Annotated in this window: 15 protein-coding genes; 6 read left to right on the top strand and 9 right to left on the bottom strand. The window is 40.0% G+C overall.

From position 1 onward, the window contains the following. The first annotated feature begins 48 nt into the window (after positions 1–48). The 3 genes from D0S24_RS04545 to D0S24_RS04555 are packed head-to-tail and all read left to right on the top strand — an operon-like array spanning position 49 to position 3,940. Positions 49–2,136, top strand: coding sequence for a M1 family metallopeptidase (locus D0S24_RS04545; protein WP_117018688.1), 2,088 nt, complete (start codon positions 49–51; stop codon positions 2,134–2,136). Continuing rightward, positions 2,133–3,044: a patatin family protein gene (locus D0S24_RS04550; protein ID WP_117018689.1), complete on the top strand. Its 912-nt coding sequence runs from the start codon at positions 2,133–2,135 to the stop codon at positions 3,042–3,044. Before D0S24_RS04545 ends, D0S24_RS04550 begins: the two co-directional genes overlap by 4 nt. Next, complete coding sequence (locus tag D0S24_RS04555) at positions 3,041–3,940, top strand: patatin family protein (protein WP_117018690.1); 900 nt, start codon at positions 3,041–3,043, stop codon at positions 3,938–3,940. Before D0S24_RS04550 ends, D0S24_RS04555 begins: the two co-directional genes overlap by 4 nt. Here D0S24_RS04555 and D0S24_RS04560 read toward each other — a convergent pair whose 3' ends face one another. From D0S24_RS04560 to D0S24_RS04575, 4 genes are all read right to left on the bottom strand, one after another. Continuing rightward, positions 3,941–4,459 (bottom strand): hypothetical protein, encoded by a 519-nt coding sequence (locus D0S24_RS04560; protein WP_117018691.1) that lies wholly within the window; start codon positions 4,457–4,459, stop codon positions 3,941–3,943. It abuts the gene before it with no gap. Between the two features lie 320 nt (positions 4,460–4,779). After that, the gene (locus D0S24_RS04565; protein ID WP_117018692.1) at positions 4,780–5,583 is read right to left on the bottom strand and encodes an OmpA family protein; all 804 of its coding nucleotides are present in this window, start codon (positions 5,581–5,583) and stop codon (positions 4,780–4,782) included. A 106-nt stretch (positions 5,584–5,689) separates the two neighbouring features. Next, on the bottom strand, positions 5,690–7,270 hold the full coding sequence (locus D0S24_RS04570) for an FMN-binding glutamate synthase family protein (protein ID WP_117018693.1): 1,581 nt from the start codon (positions 7,268–7,270) through the stop codon (positions 5,690–5,692). Between the two features lie 125 nt (positions 7,271–7,395). Beyond that, positions 7,396–8,670, bottom strand: coding sequence for an amidohydrolase (locus D0S24_RS04575; protein ID WP_117018694.1), 1,275 nt, complete (start codon positions 8,668–8,670; stop codon positions 7,396–7,398). Between the two features lie 244 nt (positions 8,671–8,914). On the opposite strand from D0S24_RS04575, the gene D0S24_RS04580 reads away from it, so the two are divergent. Continuing rightward, entirely contained in the window at positions 8,915–11,236 is a 2,322-nt protein-coding gene (locus D0S24_RS04580; protein WP_117018695.1) for an ATP-dependent helicase, read from the top strand. A gap of 228 nt (positions 11,237–11,464) precedes the next feature. After that, positions 11,465–12,085, top strand: a complete 621-nt coding sequence (locus tag D0S24_RS04585) for an L-threonylcarbamoyladenylate synthase (protein ID WP_117018696.1) — start codon at positions 11,465–11,467, stop codon at positions 12,083–12,085. A gap of 72 nt (positions 12,086–12,157) precedes the next feature. Here D0S24_RS04585 and D0S24_RS04590 read toward each other — a convergent pair whose 3' ends face one another. From D0S24_RS04590 to D0S24_RS04600, 3 genes are all read right to left on the bottom strand, one after another. Further along, a complete protein-coding gene (locus tag D0S24_RS04590) occupies positions 12,158–13,006 on the bottom strand; it encodes an OmpA family protein (protein WP_117018697.1) in 849 nt (282 codons plus the stop codon). 96 nt (positions 13,007–13,102) lie between these two features. Then, the gene (locus D0S24_RS04595; RefSeq protein ID WP_117018698.1) at positions 13,103–14,107 is read right to left on the bottom strand and encodes a glycosyltransferase family 2 protein; all 1,005 of its coding nucleotides are present in this window, start codon (positions 14,105–14,107) and stop codon (positions 13,103–13,105) included. A gap of 315 nt (positions 14,108–14,422) precedes the next feature. Further along, complete coding sequence (locus D0S24_RS04600) at positions 14,423–14,872, bottom strand: type I restriction enzyme HsdR N-terminal domain-containing protein (protein WP_117018699.1); 450 nt, start codon at positions 14,870–14,872, stop codon at positions 14,423–14,425. A 26-nt stretch (positions 14,873–14,898) separates the two neighbouring features. On the opposite strand from D0S24_RS04600, the gene holA reads away from it, so the two are divergent. Further along, the gene (gene holA / locus D0S24_RS04605; protein ID WP_117018700.1) at positions 14,899–15,897 is read left to right on the top strand and encodes a DNA polymerase III subunit delta; all 999 of its coding nucleotides are present in this window, start codon (positions 14,899–14,901) and stop codon (positions 15,895–15,897) included. 36 nt (positions 15,898–15,933) lie between these two features. Here holA and D0S24_RS04610 read toward each other — a convergent pair whose 3' ends face one another. Beyond that, the gene (locus D0S24_RS04610; RefSeq protein ID WP_117018701.1) at positions 15,934–16,296 is read right to left on the bottom strand and encodes a DoxX family protein; all 363 of its coding nucleotides are present in this window, start codon (positions 16,294–16,296) and stop codon (positions 15,934–15,936) included. A 121-nt stretch (positions 16,297–16,417) separates the two neighbouring features. Then, positions 16,418–18,829 carry a thiamine pyrophosphate-dependent enzyme gene (locus tag D0S24_RS04615; protein ID WP_117018702.1) on the bottom strand — a complete coding sequence of 804 codons (2,412 nt, stop codon included), beginning with the start codon at positions 18,827–18,829 and terminating at the stop codon, positions 16,418–16,420. Between the last annotated feature and the right edge of the window lie 137 nt (positions 18,830–18,966).

The raw sequence follows: 18,966 nt of genomic DNA on the forward strand, positions 1-18,966 counted from the left end.
TGTACCATAATTTTTAACAAGGCAATATCCAGGCCTTATATTTGAAGTATGAAGTATTCCTTAATTGCAATTCTTTTTTTAATAACCAATTCCCTAACTGCCCAGCTTCAGGACAAGGTCGATTTTATTCACGGAAAAGTGAATATCAAAATAGATCCGACGGACGAATCCATTGCCGGATCCGTAACCTACCAATTTAAGGTCCTACAAAAAGTGGATACCGTTTTTCTAGATGCCCAAAATATAAATATAATTGGGATCAAACTCAATAATAAAAAAGCCAGAACCAGTTATAGCGGCAAAAAAATCATTCTCCATAAGCACTTTAAAGCCAATAAAACCTATACTTTGGACATCGCCTATTCTGCCAGTCCCAAACAGACCGTTTACTTTTTGGGTTGGAAGGACGACGTACCGGGCAACGAGCAGGTCTGGACACAGGGCCAGGGGAAATACACTAGTCACTGGCTTCCCAGTTTTGATGATATGACCGAGAAGGTAGAGTTTGATATGGATATCAGCTTTGATAGAACCTATCAGGTTATAGCCAATGGTAACCTGGTTGCGACCAAAGAATTGGAAGGATTAAAAAAATGGAGCTTCAATATGGACCAACCCATGAGCAGCTATTTATTGGCCTTTGCCATTGGGGATTACCATAGGAAAGAAGTTGAATCCAGTACGGGAATTCCGATAAGCCTTTATTTCTATCCAAGTGATAGTACCAAAGTGGAACCTACCTATAGGTATACCACCACAATCTTCAACTTTCTGGAAAAGGAAATAGGAATTCCATATGCATGGCAAAATTACAAGCAGATACCTGTGAGGGACTTTTTATACGCGGGTATGGAAAATACCGGAACCACTATTTTTTCAGACAGTTATATAATAGATTCCACTGCATTTAAGGACAGGAACTATGTAAATGTAAATGCCCATGAGATGGCACATCAATGGTTTGGCAATTTGGTTACTGAAGTGGATGGCAGCAGTCACTGGCTTCATGAAGGATTCGCAACCTATTATGCCCTGTTGGCGGAAAAAGAAATTTTTGGAAAAGAATATTACTATTGGAAATTGTACGAAACAGCGATCCAATTAAGGGAACTTACCGAGAAGGGTATGGGGGAGGCCCTCATTGATCCAAAAGCGGGCAGTCTTACATTTTACGAAAAAGGGGCATGGGCCTTGCATATATTAAGAAGCCAAATAGGGGAGACGAACTTTAGGCTCGGGATTAAACGGTATTTAAAAAAGTACGGGTTTAAAAACGTAACCATAGATAACTTCATGGAGGAAATAAAGGGAGATACCGATAATGAATTGGACACTTTTCGAAATAGATGGCTTGTAGATAAAGATTTCCCTTTTGAGGAAGCCAAAAAAATCCTTATTCGTGAATCCGAGGATTTAAAAATTTTTTTTGAACTCCAGAAAAAAATAATGACCAGTAATATGGGCAACGATTCCATCATTAAAAGCTATTGGCAAAACATCGATTCCGATAGGTTAAAGGCCAAAATTATTAAAACCTATCATAAATCGCTTTCCCAAGAATTTATTGGGAAAGTCATAGGGAATGAAAATGTGCTGGTCCGGCAGGCATTGGCCACCACCTTAGGACAGTTACCTTTGGATCTGAAATCTGAAAACGAATCCCTTTTGGATGATGGGAGTTATATTACCAAAGAGGAAATGCTATACAAGCTTTGGACAAATTACCCAAGCAATAGGGAAAAATACCTTAATAAGACCAAAGGTATCATTGGATTTTCCAATAGGAACATTCGCTTACTGTGGCTAAGCTTGGCCTTGCTTACCAAGGATTATGAACCCAATAACACCAATAATTATTATATGGAGCTAAGTGGCTATACATCCCCAAAATACCCCTATGAGGTTCGGCAAGGGGCATTTCAATTTTTGCAGCAGCTGATCGGTTTGTCGGACAATAATCTGTTGGATCTTGTAGGGGCAACCCAGCATCATTCCTGGCAGTTTAGAAAATATGCCCGCTCGTTGTTGGACCAACTTATGGAAAAAAAGGAATATAGGGAAAGAATAGATGGGTTGCGCGCAAAATTTAACATGGAGGAATTGCGTTATATTACTAATAAACTGATTTTGGAATGAGAGCAATGGTAATTTCCGGTGGTGGTAGCAAGGGTGCATTTGCCGGTGGAGTGGCCCAATACCTGATGCAGGAACTGAAGTACAATTATAATTTGTTTTTAGGTACATCTACCGGCAGTCTCTTGATCTCCCATTTAGCCCTACAAAAAATTGAAAAGATAAGACAGGTGTATACCTCGGTGAATCAGGACAATATTTTTAGCAATTGTCCCTTTGTGATTAAAAAGAAATATGGCATAGAGACCATAGGGGTGCATCATATAAATGTGATGAAAAATTTTTTAACGGGTAGCAAGACCTTTGGTGAAAGTCATAATTTACTTCAGTTGATAAGGGATACGATTTCCATAGAGGAATTTGAGCATTTAAAAAATGGACCCTTGGATATAGTGGTCACGGTTTCCAATTTATCATTGAATCAGGTGGAATATAAATCCATCAATGATTGTACTTATGAGGAATTTTGTGAATGGGTATGGGTTTCCTGCAATTACACCCCATTTATGACCTTGGCAAAGAAAAATGGTTGTGAATATGCCGATGGTGGATTGGGCAGTATGGTCCCTATTGAAGAAGCCATTAGAAGGGGGGCCACGGTAGTGGATGCCATAATTTTGCAGACAGAGATTACACAATTAAATAGGATGCCCTCCAAGAATGTGTTTTCATTGCTTACCAATATGTTTTCCTTTATGCTGGACAGGATAGAACAACAAAATATTAGGATAGGCAAGTTTGTAGCCAATCATAATGATGCCATCATCAACTTCTATTATACCCCAACCGTACTCACTACCAACTCCCTTATATTTGAAAAGGAAAAAATGACGGTTTGGTGGGAAAGCGGATTTAATTTTGCCAAGTATAAAAACGCTGAAACCAACCCCATAGAATCCGGTACTGTATGAAAGCATTGGTAATTAGTGGAGGAGGTAGTAAAGGGGCATTTGCAGGCGGAGTGGCCCAATACCTTATTGAAATTGAAAAAAGGGAATATGATATTTTGGTTGGCACTTCTACTGGGAGTCTTCTAATTCCCCAATTGGCCTTGAACCAATTGGACAAATTACATGATATATATACCAATGTTGGCCAAAGTTCTATTTTTAGCCTTAATCCGTTTGTAGTTCGAAAAAAGGGGGATAGGGAATATGTCACCATAAATTTTCTAACCACTTTTCTTCAGTTTATAAAGAGCAAACGTACTTTTGGGGAGAGCAAAGCCTTGAGACGGACCATTAAAAAAAATTTTAGTGAAGCGGAATTCCAAAGAATAAAAAAAAGCAGTAAGGAGGTGGTCGTAACGGTTTCAAATCTTTCCAAAAACAGGATCGAGTATAAGTCCATTAAGGATTTTTCCTATGATGAATTTTGTGATTGGATCTGGATTTCGTGCAATTACATTCCTTTCATGTCTTTGGTAAAACGGGACGGATTTGAATATGGCGACGGCGGACTGGGATGTGTAGTTCCTATTAGGGAAGCGATTAGGAGAGGGGCCACGGAGATCGATGCCATTATCCTAGAGTCTGAAAATATGGAGCACAACAAGGTTTTGGGCAAAAACCCTTTTTCACTAATGTTAAGTATTTATGGTTTTGTTTTGGACCAGATAGAATATCACGATATTTCTGAAGGGGTATTGGCGGCAAAACACAATGGGGTGCAATTAAATTTATATTACACCCCCACCAAACTGACCGAAAACTCTTTGATTTTCAATAAGAAGCTTATGTCGCTTTGGTGGCAACAGGGTTATAGCTACGCAGAGGATAAATTTTCTAGTGTAGGGAGCAATAATTAGTTACCAAAGCTCACCAATTTCCTTCTTAACATAGGATAGAGCGGTTGCCGAAGGAGAACTTTTTTCCATGGTTTCATTTAGAATATCCTCACGGAGTTTGTCCGCCGTATCCGATTCGCTCATGCCAGCCTTCCTTATCATTTGGATAGTGGCACTTTTTGCCGCCTTAATTATATTCCAACATTCATCCGTCATATAAATTTGTTGGGACAGGTTATGTTCAAATTCATTTTCGATACTTTTGATCAGCAAATTTTCATAATCGTTCTTATTGGTACTTTTTGGTCCTACCCTTACCACCAAACTGGGAATTGCAATTCGCTCCAAGAACAGGGCCATTCTTTCATATGCTTGTAATCTAATGGGCAAAGTGTTTTTTTGACTGTCCTTATGGAGTAGGTAGCGTCTTCTTCCTTCTTCGTTTCTGGTGTGTAGCCTAAAAAAATAGAAGGCAACCACTCCGGTTACCACTGCGGGCAACAAATATGCAAATAGTTGAAAAATTTCGTCTCCTGTCATTTTGTATCGGTATTTTTTGGTTTGTTGGTTAATTAACGGCGTATTCCCTTAAAAATTATCATATATTATATTTTTTTGCCTTCCGTAGCCAAATTTGGTTTCATTCGGACCTGACCGTAAAAAAAGCGCTAAAAAGCGCTTTAAACATGCAGAATATTATTTAATCCGATTTGTAAAATGGCTTCTCTAAGCGTTTTGGAAAGGAATAAATTTCTTCGAACTTTGAACTTTCTTCCAGCCAACTGCTCATTGGTAATTGTTCATTGGTAATTGTTCATTGATAATTGTTCATTGATAATTGTTCATTGTTCACTGCCAGCTTATTTCATACTCTCCTTGACCAATTTGAAAAACTCATAAAATCTTGGTTGTACAATGATCTCGGTGGCCGTTTCTATACTGTAAAGTCCCAATTCCGATTTCCCCGTGGCAACGATACGCTTGGGCTCTATTTGGTATTTACTTTCCAAGATACGGGCTATAGCGGCAGCTTGCTGCGTTCCAATCTCCCAATTGTTCAATTTATTGTCCTTGGATTCCACCAAGTTGCTGTTGCTCACAATTTGAATATCCATGGTGGGGTTGGCCTTTAAAATGTTGCCAATTTTGGCGATAATGGACTCCGCTTTGTCCTGTACTTTAAAGTTTTTGGAGTTTTCCCCAAAGATATAACTGTTGTCCATAACCACCGCTACCGCACCATTGCTAACGGTTATCTTGGGCTCACTTCCCAATGTTTGTTTAAATTGGGTAAAAACTGCCAAGGTTATAGAGTCGTGACTGCTAAGGGCATCATTGATCACCCTTAATTGAGCTTCTTTTTGAACAAGGCTTTCCAAGGTACTGTTTATGTGATCGGACCTCTTATTGGAAGCTTCCGTAAAACTGTTCAGGTTTTTCAATAGGTTGGCATTGGTCTCTTTCAGTTCGTTTACCTGTCCTTCGTAAGACTCTACTTTGGCCGCAGCTATTCTTTCTTCCCGCTTAGATTCCGACAGCGCTGTCTCAGCCTCCCTCAACTTGGATCTTAGGCCATCTACTTCCAGTATAAGATCTTTTTTGCTCTGTGCCTGTGAAAAGGTAATGGACATTAATAAAAATAAAATAGTAAAAATTTGTTTCATTTGTTAAAATTTATTTGTTTTTTGAATGTTTTGGCAATGATAATTGGTTGATTAATTGACAAATTATGCTTTTATATAGAAAATGTAAATTTAAGATTATATTTAATTAAGGCCCTATCTTATTTTTCATATACTCCCTGCCTCCCAAATAAGGGCAATTATAAAATTCTTGTGTATTGCAGAAAGGTACCACGGTCTTATTATAGCCATAGGTAGAGGAGAGCGACCTGTTCAATTCATTGTCGTCCACATTTACCTGAATATCATCCATAGTAAACTGACATGGATGTTCATAGCCGGCGGCATGTGTAATTTCCAAGAATTCCTTTCTAAAGGTTTTGAAATACTGGGACAATCTATCGGATTTCAAAGGTACATTTATTCCGGCCTGTAACCATTTACTTTGGGTGGCTATTCCAGTCGGACATCTATTGGTATGGCATATTTGGGCCTGGATACAGCCAATGCTCATCATAGCTTCCCTGGCTACGTTTATACAATCTACACCCATGGCGAATGCCATTGCGGCTTTGGCCGGGAAACCCAATTTCCCACTTCCAATGAATACTATTCTGTGGGTTAGGTCATATTTTTTAAACAATTTATAAAGACTGGAAAATCCGTATACCCATGGCAGGGATACATGATCGGCGAAACTTGGAGGAGCGGCTCCGGTTCCTCCCTCGCCACCGTCAACGGTAATAAAGTCTGGTCCCTTTCCCGTTACCAACATTAATTTGGCCAATTCCTCCCATTGATCCAATTTGCCAATGGCCCCTTTTATACCTACGGGAAGGCCAGTTTGTTCCGCAATATCCTCAATAAACTGCAGTAGTTCCGAGACGGAACTAAAAGCGGTATGGGTAGATGGAGACAATACATCCTTGCCCATAACAACACCTCTTATCCCACTTATTTCGGGGGTTATCTTGGCCGCCGGCAATACACCTCCCATTCCTGGTTTTGCTCCCTGTGAAATTTTAATTTCAATAGCTTTGATACAGGGGTTGTCCAAAACCAGTTGTTTCATTTTATCCATGGAAAAATTCCCATCTTCACTTCGTACCCCAAAATAACCTGTTCCAAAGTGAAATACAACATCCCCCCCTTGCTTATGATAGGGGGAAAGTCCACCCTCACCCGTATTCTGATAGGCCCCGGATTTTCTTGCCCCATTGTTCATGGCATTTACCGCCGTAGCGGACAAGGATCCAAAACTCATGGCAGAGACGTTTATTACGGAGGCAGGCCTATAAGGATTTTTACGTTTATTGTAAGATCCAATGACCTTGGCGCAGGGCAAAAAACAGGGATCGGTTAAATTGGGATGGTCCCCAGGAAGCCGATATGCCATCATTTGGTTCTTGACAAAAATATGTTGATGGGCATAGATGTCCCTATCCGTTCCAAAACCTTCATAATTATTTTCTTTCTTGGCCGAAGCATAGATCCATCCCCTTTCAATGCGGTTGAACGGAAGTTCTTCCCGATTGTTGGCAACGAAATACTGTCTCATTTCCGGACCAATACTCTCCAACCAATACCTTAAATGTCCAACAATGGGAAAGTTATGCGAAATAGTGTGTCCTTTTTGTACAAAAATATCCCTAATGGCCACCAACATTAAAAATATTAATGCCCATGCCCACCACGGTAGACTGGCCAAGGTGTTTAACATTGAATCCATATTCTAAGTGAAATTTTAAAGATAGCTTTAGTTATTTTTAGGAATTAGGCAATTCAATAAGTATGTATTCCAAATTACGGTCTAGACCATAATGATTTGGACATCCCCTTTGGTTTGCCATAGTTTTAGTGGTTAAGGAAGTCCAAACTCATTTCGGTCAGTGCCTTTGCTCCAAGAATCATACCATTTTCGTCTATGCTGAAGTCGGGCGTATGATGTGGAAAGGACGATGTATTTCCAGGGGCCATTCCTCCCAGGAAAAAGAAGAACCCAGGTACCTCATTTTGAAAATAGGAGAAATCCTCACCACCGGTAACGGCTTTCTGTATTTGCACATTGTCCTTCCCGGCAACCCTTTTTAAGGTAGGCAACATTTTATTTACAAGATCGGGATTGTTAAATGTAATGTCCGTATTGCTTTTTATTTCAATGGTGGCCTTGCCTCCATATGCCTTGGCAATATCCGGCACTAATTCTTTCATTCTCTCGGTAATCTGTTTTTGCATGTTGTAGTCCAAGGTTCTTATGGTGCCTATCATTTCCGCACTTTCCGGGATAATATTAAAACGGACACCACTGGTAATTTTGCCCACACTTATCACCGCTGCTTCGTTGGTCAGATCCACCTCCCTACTTATTATTGTTTGTAGGCCATCTATGATCTTGGCACTAATAAGAATGGGGTCTATCCCTTTCCATGGTTGGGAACCATGGGTCTGTTTCCCTTCAACCTGAATAACGAACCGTTGCACGGCCGCCATTAGTCCTTCGGATTTATACCTTATTACACCAACAGGGGTGCCGGAGTTAATATGAAGTCCGAAAATAGCATCCACATCTGGATTTTTTAGAACCCCTTCCTTCACCATCAGCAGCGCTCCGCCTTCTTCTCCGGGTGGAGGGCCTTCTTCGGCCGGTTGAAAAATAAATTTAACAGTCCCTTTAATTTTATCCCTGTTTTTGGATAGAATTTCCGCAACCCCCATTAGGATCGCTATATGGGTATCGTGACCACAGGCGTGCATAACACCCACCTCTTGCCCCATAAATTTGGAGGTTACGGTAGATTTAAACGGTAGCTCGTTTCTTTCCGTAACCGGTAAGGCATCCATATCTGCCCTTAAAGCAATTACTTTACCATTTTTATTACCATTTAATATCCCTACCACCCCGGTTTTGGCAATTCCCGTTTGAACCTCTATTCCCAAGGATTTTAAATGGTCAGCTATTTTCTCGGCCGTCTTGAACTCCCTATTGGACAATTCCGGATTTTGGTGAAAATCCCTCCTCCAATCCAATAATTTAGGTTCGATATCCTTATATTCCTTTTCAAAATTATATTTCTGGGCGACAGAGTTTACACACCATACAAACATTGGGAGAATTAAATATAACTTCATACCATTCAATATGATTTAAAATTTTAAATACCTAAACAATTACTGAAAATAATTCTTATTAATTTTACTGCCGACCACCATTTAAAAAGCGTTGCCCTTAGTAAAATTGGATTCACAGGATAAATATATTCAAATTAGTACTATTTACCCGACCGGTTTATCACAAATCTTAAAGTTGATTTTTTGATAAGGCTATTTATGGTTAAATTCACCGATTGTAACGAGCATAATTTCAACATACGTTTTGGAGAACTATATCAACGAATTAAATGAAGCCCAAAAGGCCCCGGTTTTGCATAAGGACGGGCCATTAATGGTGATTGCAGGGGCCGGTTCTGGTAAGACGAGGGTTTTGACTTACCGGATTGCTTATTTAATGAGCAAGGGAGTGGATTCCTTTAATATTTTGGCCCTGACCTTTACCAATAAGGCAGCAAGGGAAATGAAGAAGCGTATTTCCGATATTGTGGGTAGTTCCGAAGCCAAGAACCTATGGATGGGTACTTTCCATTCTGTTTTTGCAAAGCTCCTAAGGTTCGATGGGGATAAATTGGGATACCCTTCCAATTTTACCATATATGATACCCAGGATTCGCAACGTCTACTAGCCGCTATTATAAAGGAAATGGGCCTGGATAAGGATATTTATAAATACAAGCAGGTACAAAATAGAATATCTTCCTATAAAAATAGCCTAATTACAGTAAAGGCATATTATAATAATCCGGATCTGGTAGAGGCAGATGCCATGGCCAAGCGTCCTAGAATGGGCGAAATCTATCAGAACTATGTAGATCGTTGCTTCAAGGCAGGTGCCATGGATTTTGACGACCTACTGTTAAGGACAAACGAGCTGTTAACAAGATTTCCCGAGGTATTGGCCAAGTATCAGGATAGGTTTAGGTACATTCTCGTAGACGAGTACCAGGATACCAACCATTCCCAATATTTGATCGTTAAGGCCCTTTCGGACAGGTTCCAGAATATCTGTGTGGTAGGGGACGATGCACAGAGTATATATTCCTTTAGGGGGGCAAATATTAGTAATATCCTAAATTTTCAAAAGGATTATGACAATGTGGGCATGTACCGGTTGGAACAAAATTATAGGTCCACAAAAAATATCGTGAACGCCGCAAATTCCATCATTTCCAAAAATAAGAATCAACTGGAAAAGGTGGTTTGGACCTCCAACGATGAAGGCCCCCTAATAAAGGTGCACCGCAGCCCTACGGATGCGGAGGAAGGTAGATTTGTGGCCGGATCCATTTTTGAGAATAAAATGCAAAGCCAATTATCCAATGGCCATTTTGCTGTTTTGTATAGGACCAACTCCCAATCCAGGGCCATAGAGGATGCGCTTAGAAAACGGGATATCCCCTATAGGATTTATGGTGGACTCTCCTTTTATCAGCGAAAGGAAATCAAGGATGTATTGTCCTATTTAAGATTGGTGATCAATCCAAAGGATGAGGAGGCCCTTAAGCGTATTATCAATTTTCCGGCACGTGGTATTGGACAAAGTACTTTGGATAAGCTTACCGTTGCCGCAAATCACTATAATCGCTCTATTTTTGAGGTTATGGACAATCTTGAAAGGATAGATTTAAAGATCAATGGAGGAACCAAAAGAAAATTGGGAGACTTTGTTGCCATGATCAAGAGCTTTCAAATTATGAACGAAGGTGCGGATGCCTTTACCCTAGCGGAACATGTTGCCAAAAAAACCGGAGTTTTGCTGGAATTCAAAAAAGATGGCACTCCTGAGGGTATTGGGAAGATGGAAAATATTGAGGAGTTGTTGAACGGAATCAAGGATTTTGTGGAAGGGCAAAAGGAACTGGCCGATGCCAAAGGGGACATAGGGGAGTTTTTGGAGGATGTGGCCCTGGCCACCGATTTGGATAAGGATACCGGGGATGATGACAGAGTGGCCTTAATGACGATTCATTTGGCGAAGGGACTGGAATTTCCGCATGTTTATATTGTTGGGATGGAAGAAGATCTTTTCCCCTCTGCCATGAGTATGAATACCAGGAGCGAATTGGAAGAGGAAAGACGCTTATTTTATGTAGCCCTGACAAGGGCGGAGAAGCAGGCCTATTTAACCTATACGCAGAATAGATATCGCTGGGGCAAATTGGTAGATGCGGAGCCCAGTAGGTTTATTGAGGAAATTGACGAAAAATTTGTTGAAAACCTTACCCCCGTCCAGAGATCTAGATACACCCCCTTGATCGATGTTGATATTTTTGGTGATGTGGACAGATCCAAATTAAGACAGAACAAGCCTTTGCAAGGAACACCCCCAAGTGGTGTTAGACCCAATGAAAATCAGTTGAGAAAACTCCGTAAACTAAAACCCGAACTTGGCACTCCCGTTGGAAACACCAATTCGGTAGATCTCAATTTATCGGAAGGTTCCCTAGTGAACCATACTAGATTTGGTAGGGGACAAGTGCTAAAAATTGAAGGGGTGGGCAACGACAGGAAAGCTGAGATTAAATTTGATAAGGGAGATATTAAAAAATTGTTGCTCAGGTTCGCCAAGTTGGAGGTACTCTGATTCCTATGGGTCTGGATGAAAACTACTTTTATGGGTTGGATTACAAATAATCCGCGGTAATTACTCCACGACGATAACGTTCTTGTCCTTCAATGCACAACCCTAGGTGAAATCGGATCTTTCGAACGGGTAGGCAATTACAAAGAGCATTCCTAAAAGAGGGATGATACCAACATATACTTAAATCATTATTTCTTATATTGATAGCGTTTATTTTGAACCCATACTATGTCAGAATTTATTAAAATATATCCTGAAAATCCCAATCCTAAGGAAATTAAGAAGGTTGTGGATGTGCTGCGCAAGGGGGGACTGATTATTTATCCAACCGACACAGTGTATGGCCTTGGGTGCGACATAACCAATACCAGGGCCTTGGAAAAAATAGCGCGGATAAAAGGGGTAAAACTGGCCAAGGCCAATTGGTCGTTCATTTGTGCCGACCTAAGTAATCTGTCGGATTATGTAAAACAAATTGATACCTCTACCTTTAAAATCCTTAAACGGGCCTTACCAGGACCTTATACCTTTATTCTTCCCGGGAACAACAACCTGCCCAAAGAATTTAAAAAGAAGAAAACAGTGGGTATTCGTATTCCCGATAATGCCATTGCCAGGACTTTGGTCCAGGCTTTGGGCAATCCTATAGTTTCTACCTCCATTCGCGATGAGGATGAGCTACTGGAGTATACAACCGATCCGGAATTGATATATGAAAAATGGAAAAACCTGGTCGATATAGTTATTGATGGCGGTTATGGGGACAATATGGCCTCTACGGTAATAGATCTCTCCGAAGATGAACCTGTAGTGGTCAGGGAAGGAAAGGGGAGTTTGGATATATTTTAAGAGGTTTTTTGATATGTGTATCAAAAAAAAAGCGACCCATATAAGGTCGCTTTTAAATTTCATATGTTATTCTTAGTTGATCTTAGGATCTTTCATCCCTTCTTCGATCATGCTGTAGAATTGATCAATTTTTGGAAGCACAACAATACGTGTTCTTCTATTCTTAGCCTTGTCCGTTGGTGATACAGGAATATATTCCCCTCTTCCCGCTGCGGTCATACGCTTGGGATCCACACCATAATCATTTTGTAAAATACGTACCACTGAAGTTGCACGCTTCACACTTAAATCCCAGTTGTCATATAATACCCCACTGTTGTATGGATCGGTATCGGTATGCCCTTCCACCATAAATTCGAAATCCGGTTTGTTGTTGACTACCTGTGCCACCTTTCCTAAAATTTCCTTCGCTCTATTGGTAACATTGAAACTACCGCTTCTAAATAAAAGCTTGTCGGAAATAGAAACAAAAACTACTCCTTTTTCTACACTAATTTCGATATCCTCGTCATCCAAGTTTCCTAGAACACCTTTTAAACTTTGTACCAAGGCCAAATTTACAGAATCCCTTCTAGTAATGGCATCGTTAAGTTTTCTTATAGTCAGATCCTTTTCCTTTAAACTTTCCAAGGATTTTTCCAAGTTATCGGCACCTTTACTTGTAAGGGTGGTAAGGTTGCCCATATTGTTTATCAAGTCTTGATTGTTGGCCTTAAGGAAGGCATTCTGATCTTCCAAAGTCTGCATTTTGGAAGTTGTGGCAGCCTTATCCTCTAAACAGGAGTTTAATTTAACTGTCGCGGAATTTAACAAATCCTGTGCTTCTTTCGCTTTGGCTTCCATATCCGCATATTTTTTCTGGGATACACAGGAAGACAATAAAAGGGTAATACCTAAACAGCCTAAAATGATTTTTCTCATAGTTATGATAATAGAATTAATAATTTACAATTTAATAGGTTCTTTATGTTGTTGGCAAAATTATATAAAACGCAATATTTTGCGAGACCAATTTAGTTAATCTTTTACTAAATTGTTAAAAATTTTTACATGATTTACATAATAAGCCCAAACAATAGATTTTACGGCGTAATAATTAACTGTAAAATAGGTCTTTTCGCGCTTTTTGTATATGGTCCAAAAATTTTTGTAAAAACTTAAATGGGCTTGTATTATTGCCCAAGCATGTCTAAACCTGCCTTTAAAAATAAAATTCAGCCCTGCAAGTCCATCCAAAGCCAGTCTTGAAAGCACTCTTGGGAATATTTTTTGCGCAGGAAGGTTTTTAACAAGGGAATAGAGGGAATTTCTGAAGTTAAGAAAGGTTTTTTTCGGATTCATACTATTTAAGGTGGATCCGCCCAGATGATATACCTCGGATTCCCCTACATAAAAAACTTGGTAGCCCTTATTTTTTGCCCTCCAACATAAGTCTATTTCTTCTTGATGCGCAAAATAATCCTCGTCAAATCCGTTTAGTTCCCGGAATACCTCCTTTTTAATGAACATACATGCTCCTGTAGCCCAGAAAATTTCCTCCACGTCATTATATTGGCCCTTATCGATTTCCAATTCATTAAAAATTCGCCCCCTACAAAATGGATAACCATATTTATCGATAAAGCCTCCTGCGGCACCGGCATATTCAAAATGGGTCTTATTTTTATAATCCAATATTTTGGGTTGGACAATCGATGCTGAGGGATTGTCCGTAAATTCCTTTATTATTGGGTCCATCCAACCCTTGCTTACCTCCACATCAGAGTTTAAAAGGCAATATATATCGGCATCTATGTAAGGTAGGGCATCATTATAACCCTTGGCATAACCGCCATTGTACGAATTTTGGACGATACCTATTTCCGGGTATCTCTTTTTAAGGAAGGAGATAGAACCGTCCGTAGAGGCGTTATCGGCAACATAAATATCGGCCTGCCCAGAAAATTCCATTACCGAAGGAAGAAACTTTTCCAAAAGCGCCTCTCCGTTCCAATTAAGTATGACCACCGCTATTTTTAACATTTTCTATAGCACCCAAAACAACAGGTGTTTATTATCTAGTTAAAGGTTTAAACTTTGTAATTTCATTGCTCCCGATAGCTATCGGGATTAGTTTCCAAAAATTTTATTAGTCCAAAGTAGGCAAAAGGCAATGAAATCCAATTTTTTTTGCCAACTGTAAACTGCTACTGCCTACTTATCCTCCAGTCCTTGCAAAGGAATTCAAATAATTCGGCAATGTAAAAAAATATTTCATAAATGACTATGGATATTATGATGGGAAATATCCAAATTCTCCATATACTCTATAGGTTGGTCCAATACCTTTTCCGTTCCTTAACCCGGTCCATAAACCGGAATATCCGTAAGAAAATGGTACTCCTTCCTCTCGAAATCCATGCTGCAAAAATAATGGTCGAAGCCGTTGGTGACCATCAAATACTTGGCCTTGAGCAAAAGGTTGTAACGGGCAATCTGATCAAAAACAATCTGGTCTATTTTGATTTCGGGCGATTTACATTCAACCAGAATTTCAATACTCCCGTTTGGATTGAAGACGACCACATCGTACCTTTTTTTTAAATTGTTGATTAGCAGTTGTTTTTCAACATTGATATGTCCCTTGGGATAATTTTTGTCCGAAATTAGATGCTGCACTACGTGCTGCCTTACCCATTCTTCCGGTTGTAGGACCACAAATTTTTTGCGTATAACATCAAAAATATAGATTTTATTTTCCCTACTTTTGAATCGAAAGGGATAGGAAGGATAGTTTAATGGCTGCATACTGCAAAGTTGATGATTTATTTTAAATGGATGAGGTAAAACAAATTGTAAGCAATATAAAAAAAGGAAATATAGCACCTATATATTTCCTAACAGGTGAAGAACCGTACTATATTGATAAGATAGCGGAGTATATTGAAAAGAATGCGCTGACGGAGGAGGAACGAGGATTTAATCAAGTAATTCTTTACGGTAAGGAAACCAATATTGAGGACATCGTGGGCAATGCCAAGAGATATCCCATGATGGCAGAACGGCAAGTGGTCATTGTAAAGGAAGCACAACATTTATCCCGTACCATTGAAAACCTTGTTCCCTATGCCGACCGGCCCCAACCATCCACAATACTTGTATTATGCTATAAATACAATAAGCTGGACAAGCGTAAGAAGCTATATAAATCCATTAATAAATCGGGAGTAATATTTGAGGGCAAAAAGCTGTATGAAAACCAGGTAGGGGATTGGATTAAAAAATCCCTGCATTCCCGTGGCTACGATATCACTTTCAAGGCGGCCAATCTTTTGGTAGAGTTCCTCGGTACCGACTTGGGAAAGATCGATAAGGAACTTGAGAAATTGTGTTTGGTAGTCCCAAAAGGAGTTGAAATAAATCCGGAAGCCATTGAATCCAATATTGGGATCAGTAAGGATTACAATAATTTTGAGCTTAAAAAAGCCATAGGGGAGAGGGACATTGAAAAAGCGACTAGAATTATCAATTATTTCGCCCAGAATCCAAAGGACAATCCGTTCGTTTTGACGATAACCCTTTTATACTCCTTTTTTATACAGTTGCTTTCGTATCACGGTTTAAAGGACCACTCTCCAAAGAGTGTTTCAACCGCCCTGGGCATAAGGCCATTTTTTGTTACCGAAATCCAGACCGCAGCAAGAAATTACCCCATGAGAAGGGTCAGCGAAATTATTTCCGCTTTAAGGGAATTGGATGTTAAGGGCAAAGGTGTTGGATCTAACATTTCCCAGACAGATCTGTTAAAAGAATTGTTGATCAAAATATTCTAAAATCATTCTTGTCCGAAGGGACCTAAAACTCCATAACTACTTTCTATCCAAGCTATATTTTCCAGGACCCAACATAAGCACGGAGATAAAGGCTGTCAAAAATAAAACTGCCTTTTCCTTTACTGGGAAAGGATCGGCACCATGGACGATCAATGCAGCTACCAACATGGTTATAATAGTAGGAACGGTTGCCCAACGCGTTTTAAAGCCAACAATAACTAGAATTGGACAAATAAACTCCCCTATAACGGCAAGAAAGAGGGAAGGGGTGGCGCCAATTCCAATGGGATCCCCAAACTCAAAATTACCTCCAAGAAGGTTTTGAAGTTTAGGCAGTCCGTGTGTCAGTATTAAAATGGAGGAAGATATCCTTAGAAATAGTAAGCCTAGGTCTTTCATTTGGGGGAATGGATTTAAAAAAATTAATAGATTTAAAGCCGCTAAAAGTAAACATTAGTTTTTAAAAACAAAAGAAATTATGACCGTCAATTTTTTAGAATCCTTGGTAATGACCTTAAGACTATCTTAATTTGGGAAAATCCAAAGGATTTGATTCGTGCATTATGGCATATACCTTTTCAAATATATCCTCGGCGTTGGGTTTGGAAAAGTAGTCCCCATCCGTGGCATAGGCCGGTCTGTGTGCCTTTGCGGTAAGGGTCTGGGGCGCACTGTCCAAATAGGTGTATGCTCCCTGTTTTTCAATAATTTCATGTATTAAATAGGAAGAGCAGCCTCCAGGTACATCTTCGTCTATCACCAACAACCTATTGGTTTTCTTGATGCTCTTAAGTACGTCCTGGCGTCTATCGAACGGCAATAGGCTCTGGGCATCTACAACTTCGGCATCGATTCCCACTTCTTTAAGTTCTTCAGCTGCCTGCAGCACTATTCTTAAGGTTGAACCATAGGATAGCAAGGTAATATCCGACCCTGCCCTGACCACTTCAACAATTCCGATAGGTGTACAAATATCCCCAAGGTTATTTGGTTTGGGTTCCTTTAGGCGGTACCCGTTTAAACTCTCTATCAACAGGGCCGGCTCGTTTCCTTTCATAAGAGTGTTGTAAAAGCCGGCTGCCTTGGTCATATTCCTAGGTACTAATATGTACATTCCACGCAATAAATGAATCAATCCACCCATTTGCGAACCTGAATGCCATATTCCTTCCAAACGATGGCCACGGGTCCTAACAATAAGTGGAGCTCTCTGTTTCCCTACTGTTCTATAAAGCAGGGAGGCCAAATCATCGGTCAACGTAAAAAGCGCATAAAATATATAATCCAAGTATTGAATTTCGGCTATTGGGCGCAATCCTCTAAGTGCCATCCCTATTCCCTGTCCAATGATACTGGCCTCCCTAATTCCTACATCGGCAACCCGAAGTTCCCCATATTTTTTTTGCAAACCTTCCAAACCTTGGTTTACATCTCCTATAGCGCCACTGTCCTCCCCAAAAATCAAGGCCTGGGAATATCTTTCAAAAAGGGAGTCAAAATTGTCCCTAAGTATTATTCTTCCATCTACTTTTTCGGGATCGGCATTATAGGTAGGAAGCACTTCGGGAACATTCAGCGCATTATTGCTTTGTTCGTTATACAGGTAAGAACTGAAATTGTTCTGGGATTCCTCAAGAAAATTCTTGGTCCAAGTAGCCAAAAGTTCTTTTTCCCTACTGTTTTCACCTAACAGATAGCGCATTGCTTTTCTAGCTTTGGAAGCCATATCCTTTTTTATAGGTTCTTCAATGGCTATAAGGTCATTTTTTAATTTATTGATAAAAATTTTGTTGGTACTGGAGTTGGCGGCATTTTCCAATAGGCTCACCAATACTTTTTTCCGTTCCTTATGAGGTGCTAAAAACTCTTCCCAGGCCTCTTTGCAAGCACTCCTAACCTGTTTTTTAATATTTTTTTCAAGGGTTTTTAACTCTTCTTCCGTGGAAATTCTATTTTCCAATATCCATTCCCTGTATCGTTTATTACAATCATTTTCCCTCTCCCATAGCAGACGTTCCTCACTTTTATAACGCTCATGGGACCCGGAGGTGGAATGTCCCTGAGGTTGTGTTAGTTCGGTAATGTGTATAATTACGGGAACGTGTTCGTCCCTGGCAATATCCGAGGCATTCTCATAGGCGTGGATCAAGGCGGTATAATCCCAGCCCTTCACTTTTAATATCTCATAGCCGGCATTGTCCCTGTCCCGTTGGAAACCTATTAAAATTTTTGATATATCCTCCTTGGTGGTCTGGTGTTTTGCATGAACGGAAATACCATAATTATCATCCCAAATGCTGATGACCATGGGTACTTGTAATACCCCGGCCGCATTAATGGTTTCAAAAAAAACACCTTCACTGGTGCTGGCATTGCCAATGGTTCCCCAAGCCACTTCATTGCCATTGTCCGAGAATTTGGCGCTGTTTTTTACTTTTAGGTTTCTATATATTTTGGATGCCTGCGCCAAACCCAATAATCTTGGCATCTGCCCCGCCGTACAGGAAATATCGGCGCTACTGTTCTTTTGTTTGGTGAGGTCTCTCCAGCTGCCGTCATCATTTAGGCTATAGGTGGTGAAGTGACCTCCCATTTGCCTTCCGGCACTCATGGTTTCTTTGGTTATATCGGTTGTGGCATATAGTCCATGGAAAAACTCCTTGGGGGAAAGTAGACCCAAGGCCATCATAAAGGTCTGATCCCTGTAATAGCCACTTCTAAAATCCCCATCCCTGAAAGATCTGGCCATGGCCAATTGCGGAAGTTCCTTACCATCCCCAAAAATTCCGAACTTGGCCTTTCCCGTCAGGACTTCCCTTCTGCCCAATAGGCTACATTCCCTGCTAGTTACCGCAATTTCATAATCCTTCAATATTTGTAATTGAAAATCGTCGAATGAAATATCGTTGCTTGCTTCGGAATCTATATTCATTAGGTTGTTGATGGTTTATCACAAAAATATCAAATCAATATGGTTTTTGCAACCTATAAAAGTGGATAAAAATTAATAATTCTTTAAAATAAATTGAAGTGAAATTTTATATCTTGAGAATATCGTAAAAATAAGTT

This window comes from Arenibacter sp. P308M17, assembly GCF_003426735.1.
Lineage (GTDB): Bacteria > Bacteroidota > Bacteroidia > Flavobacteriales > Flavobacteriaceae > Arenibacter.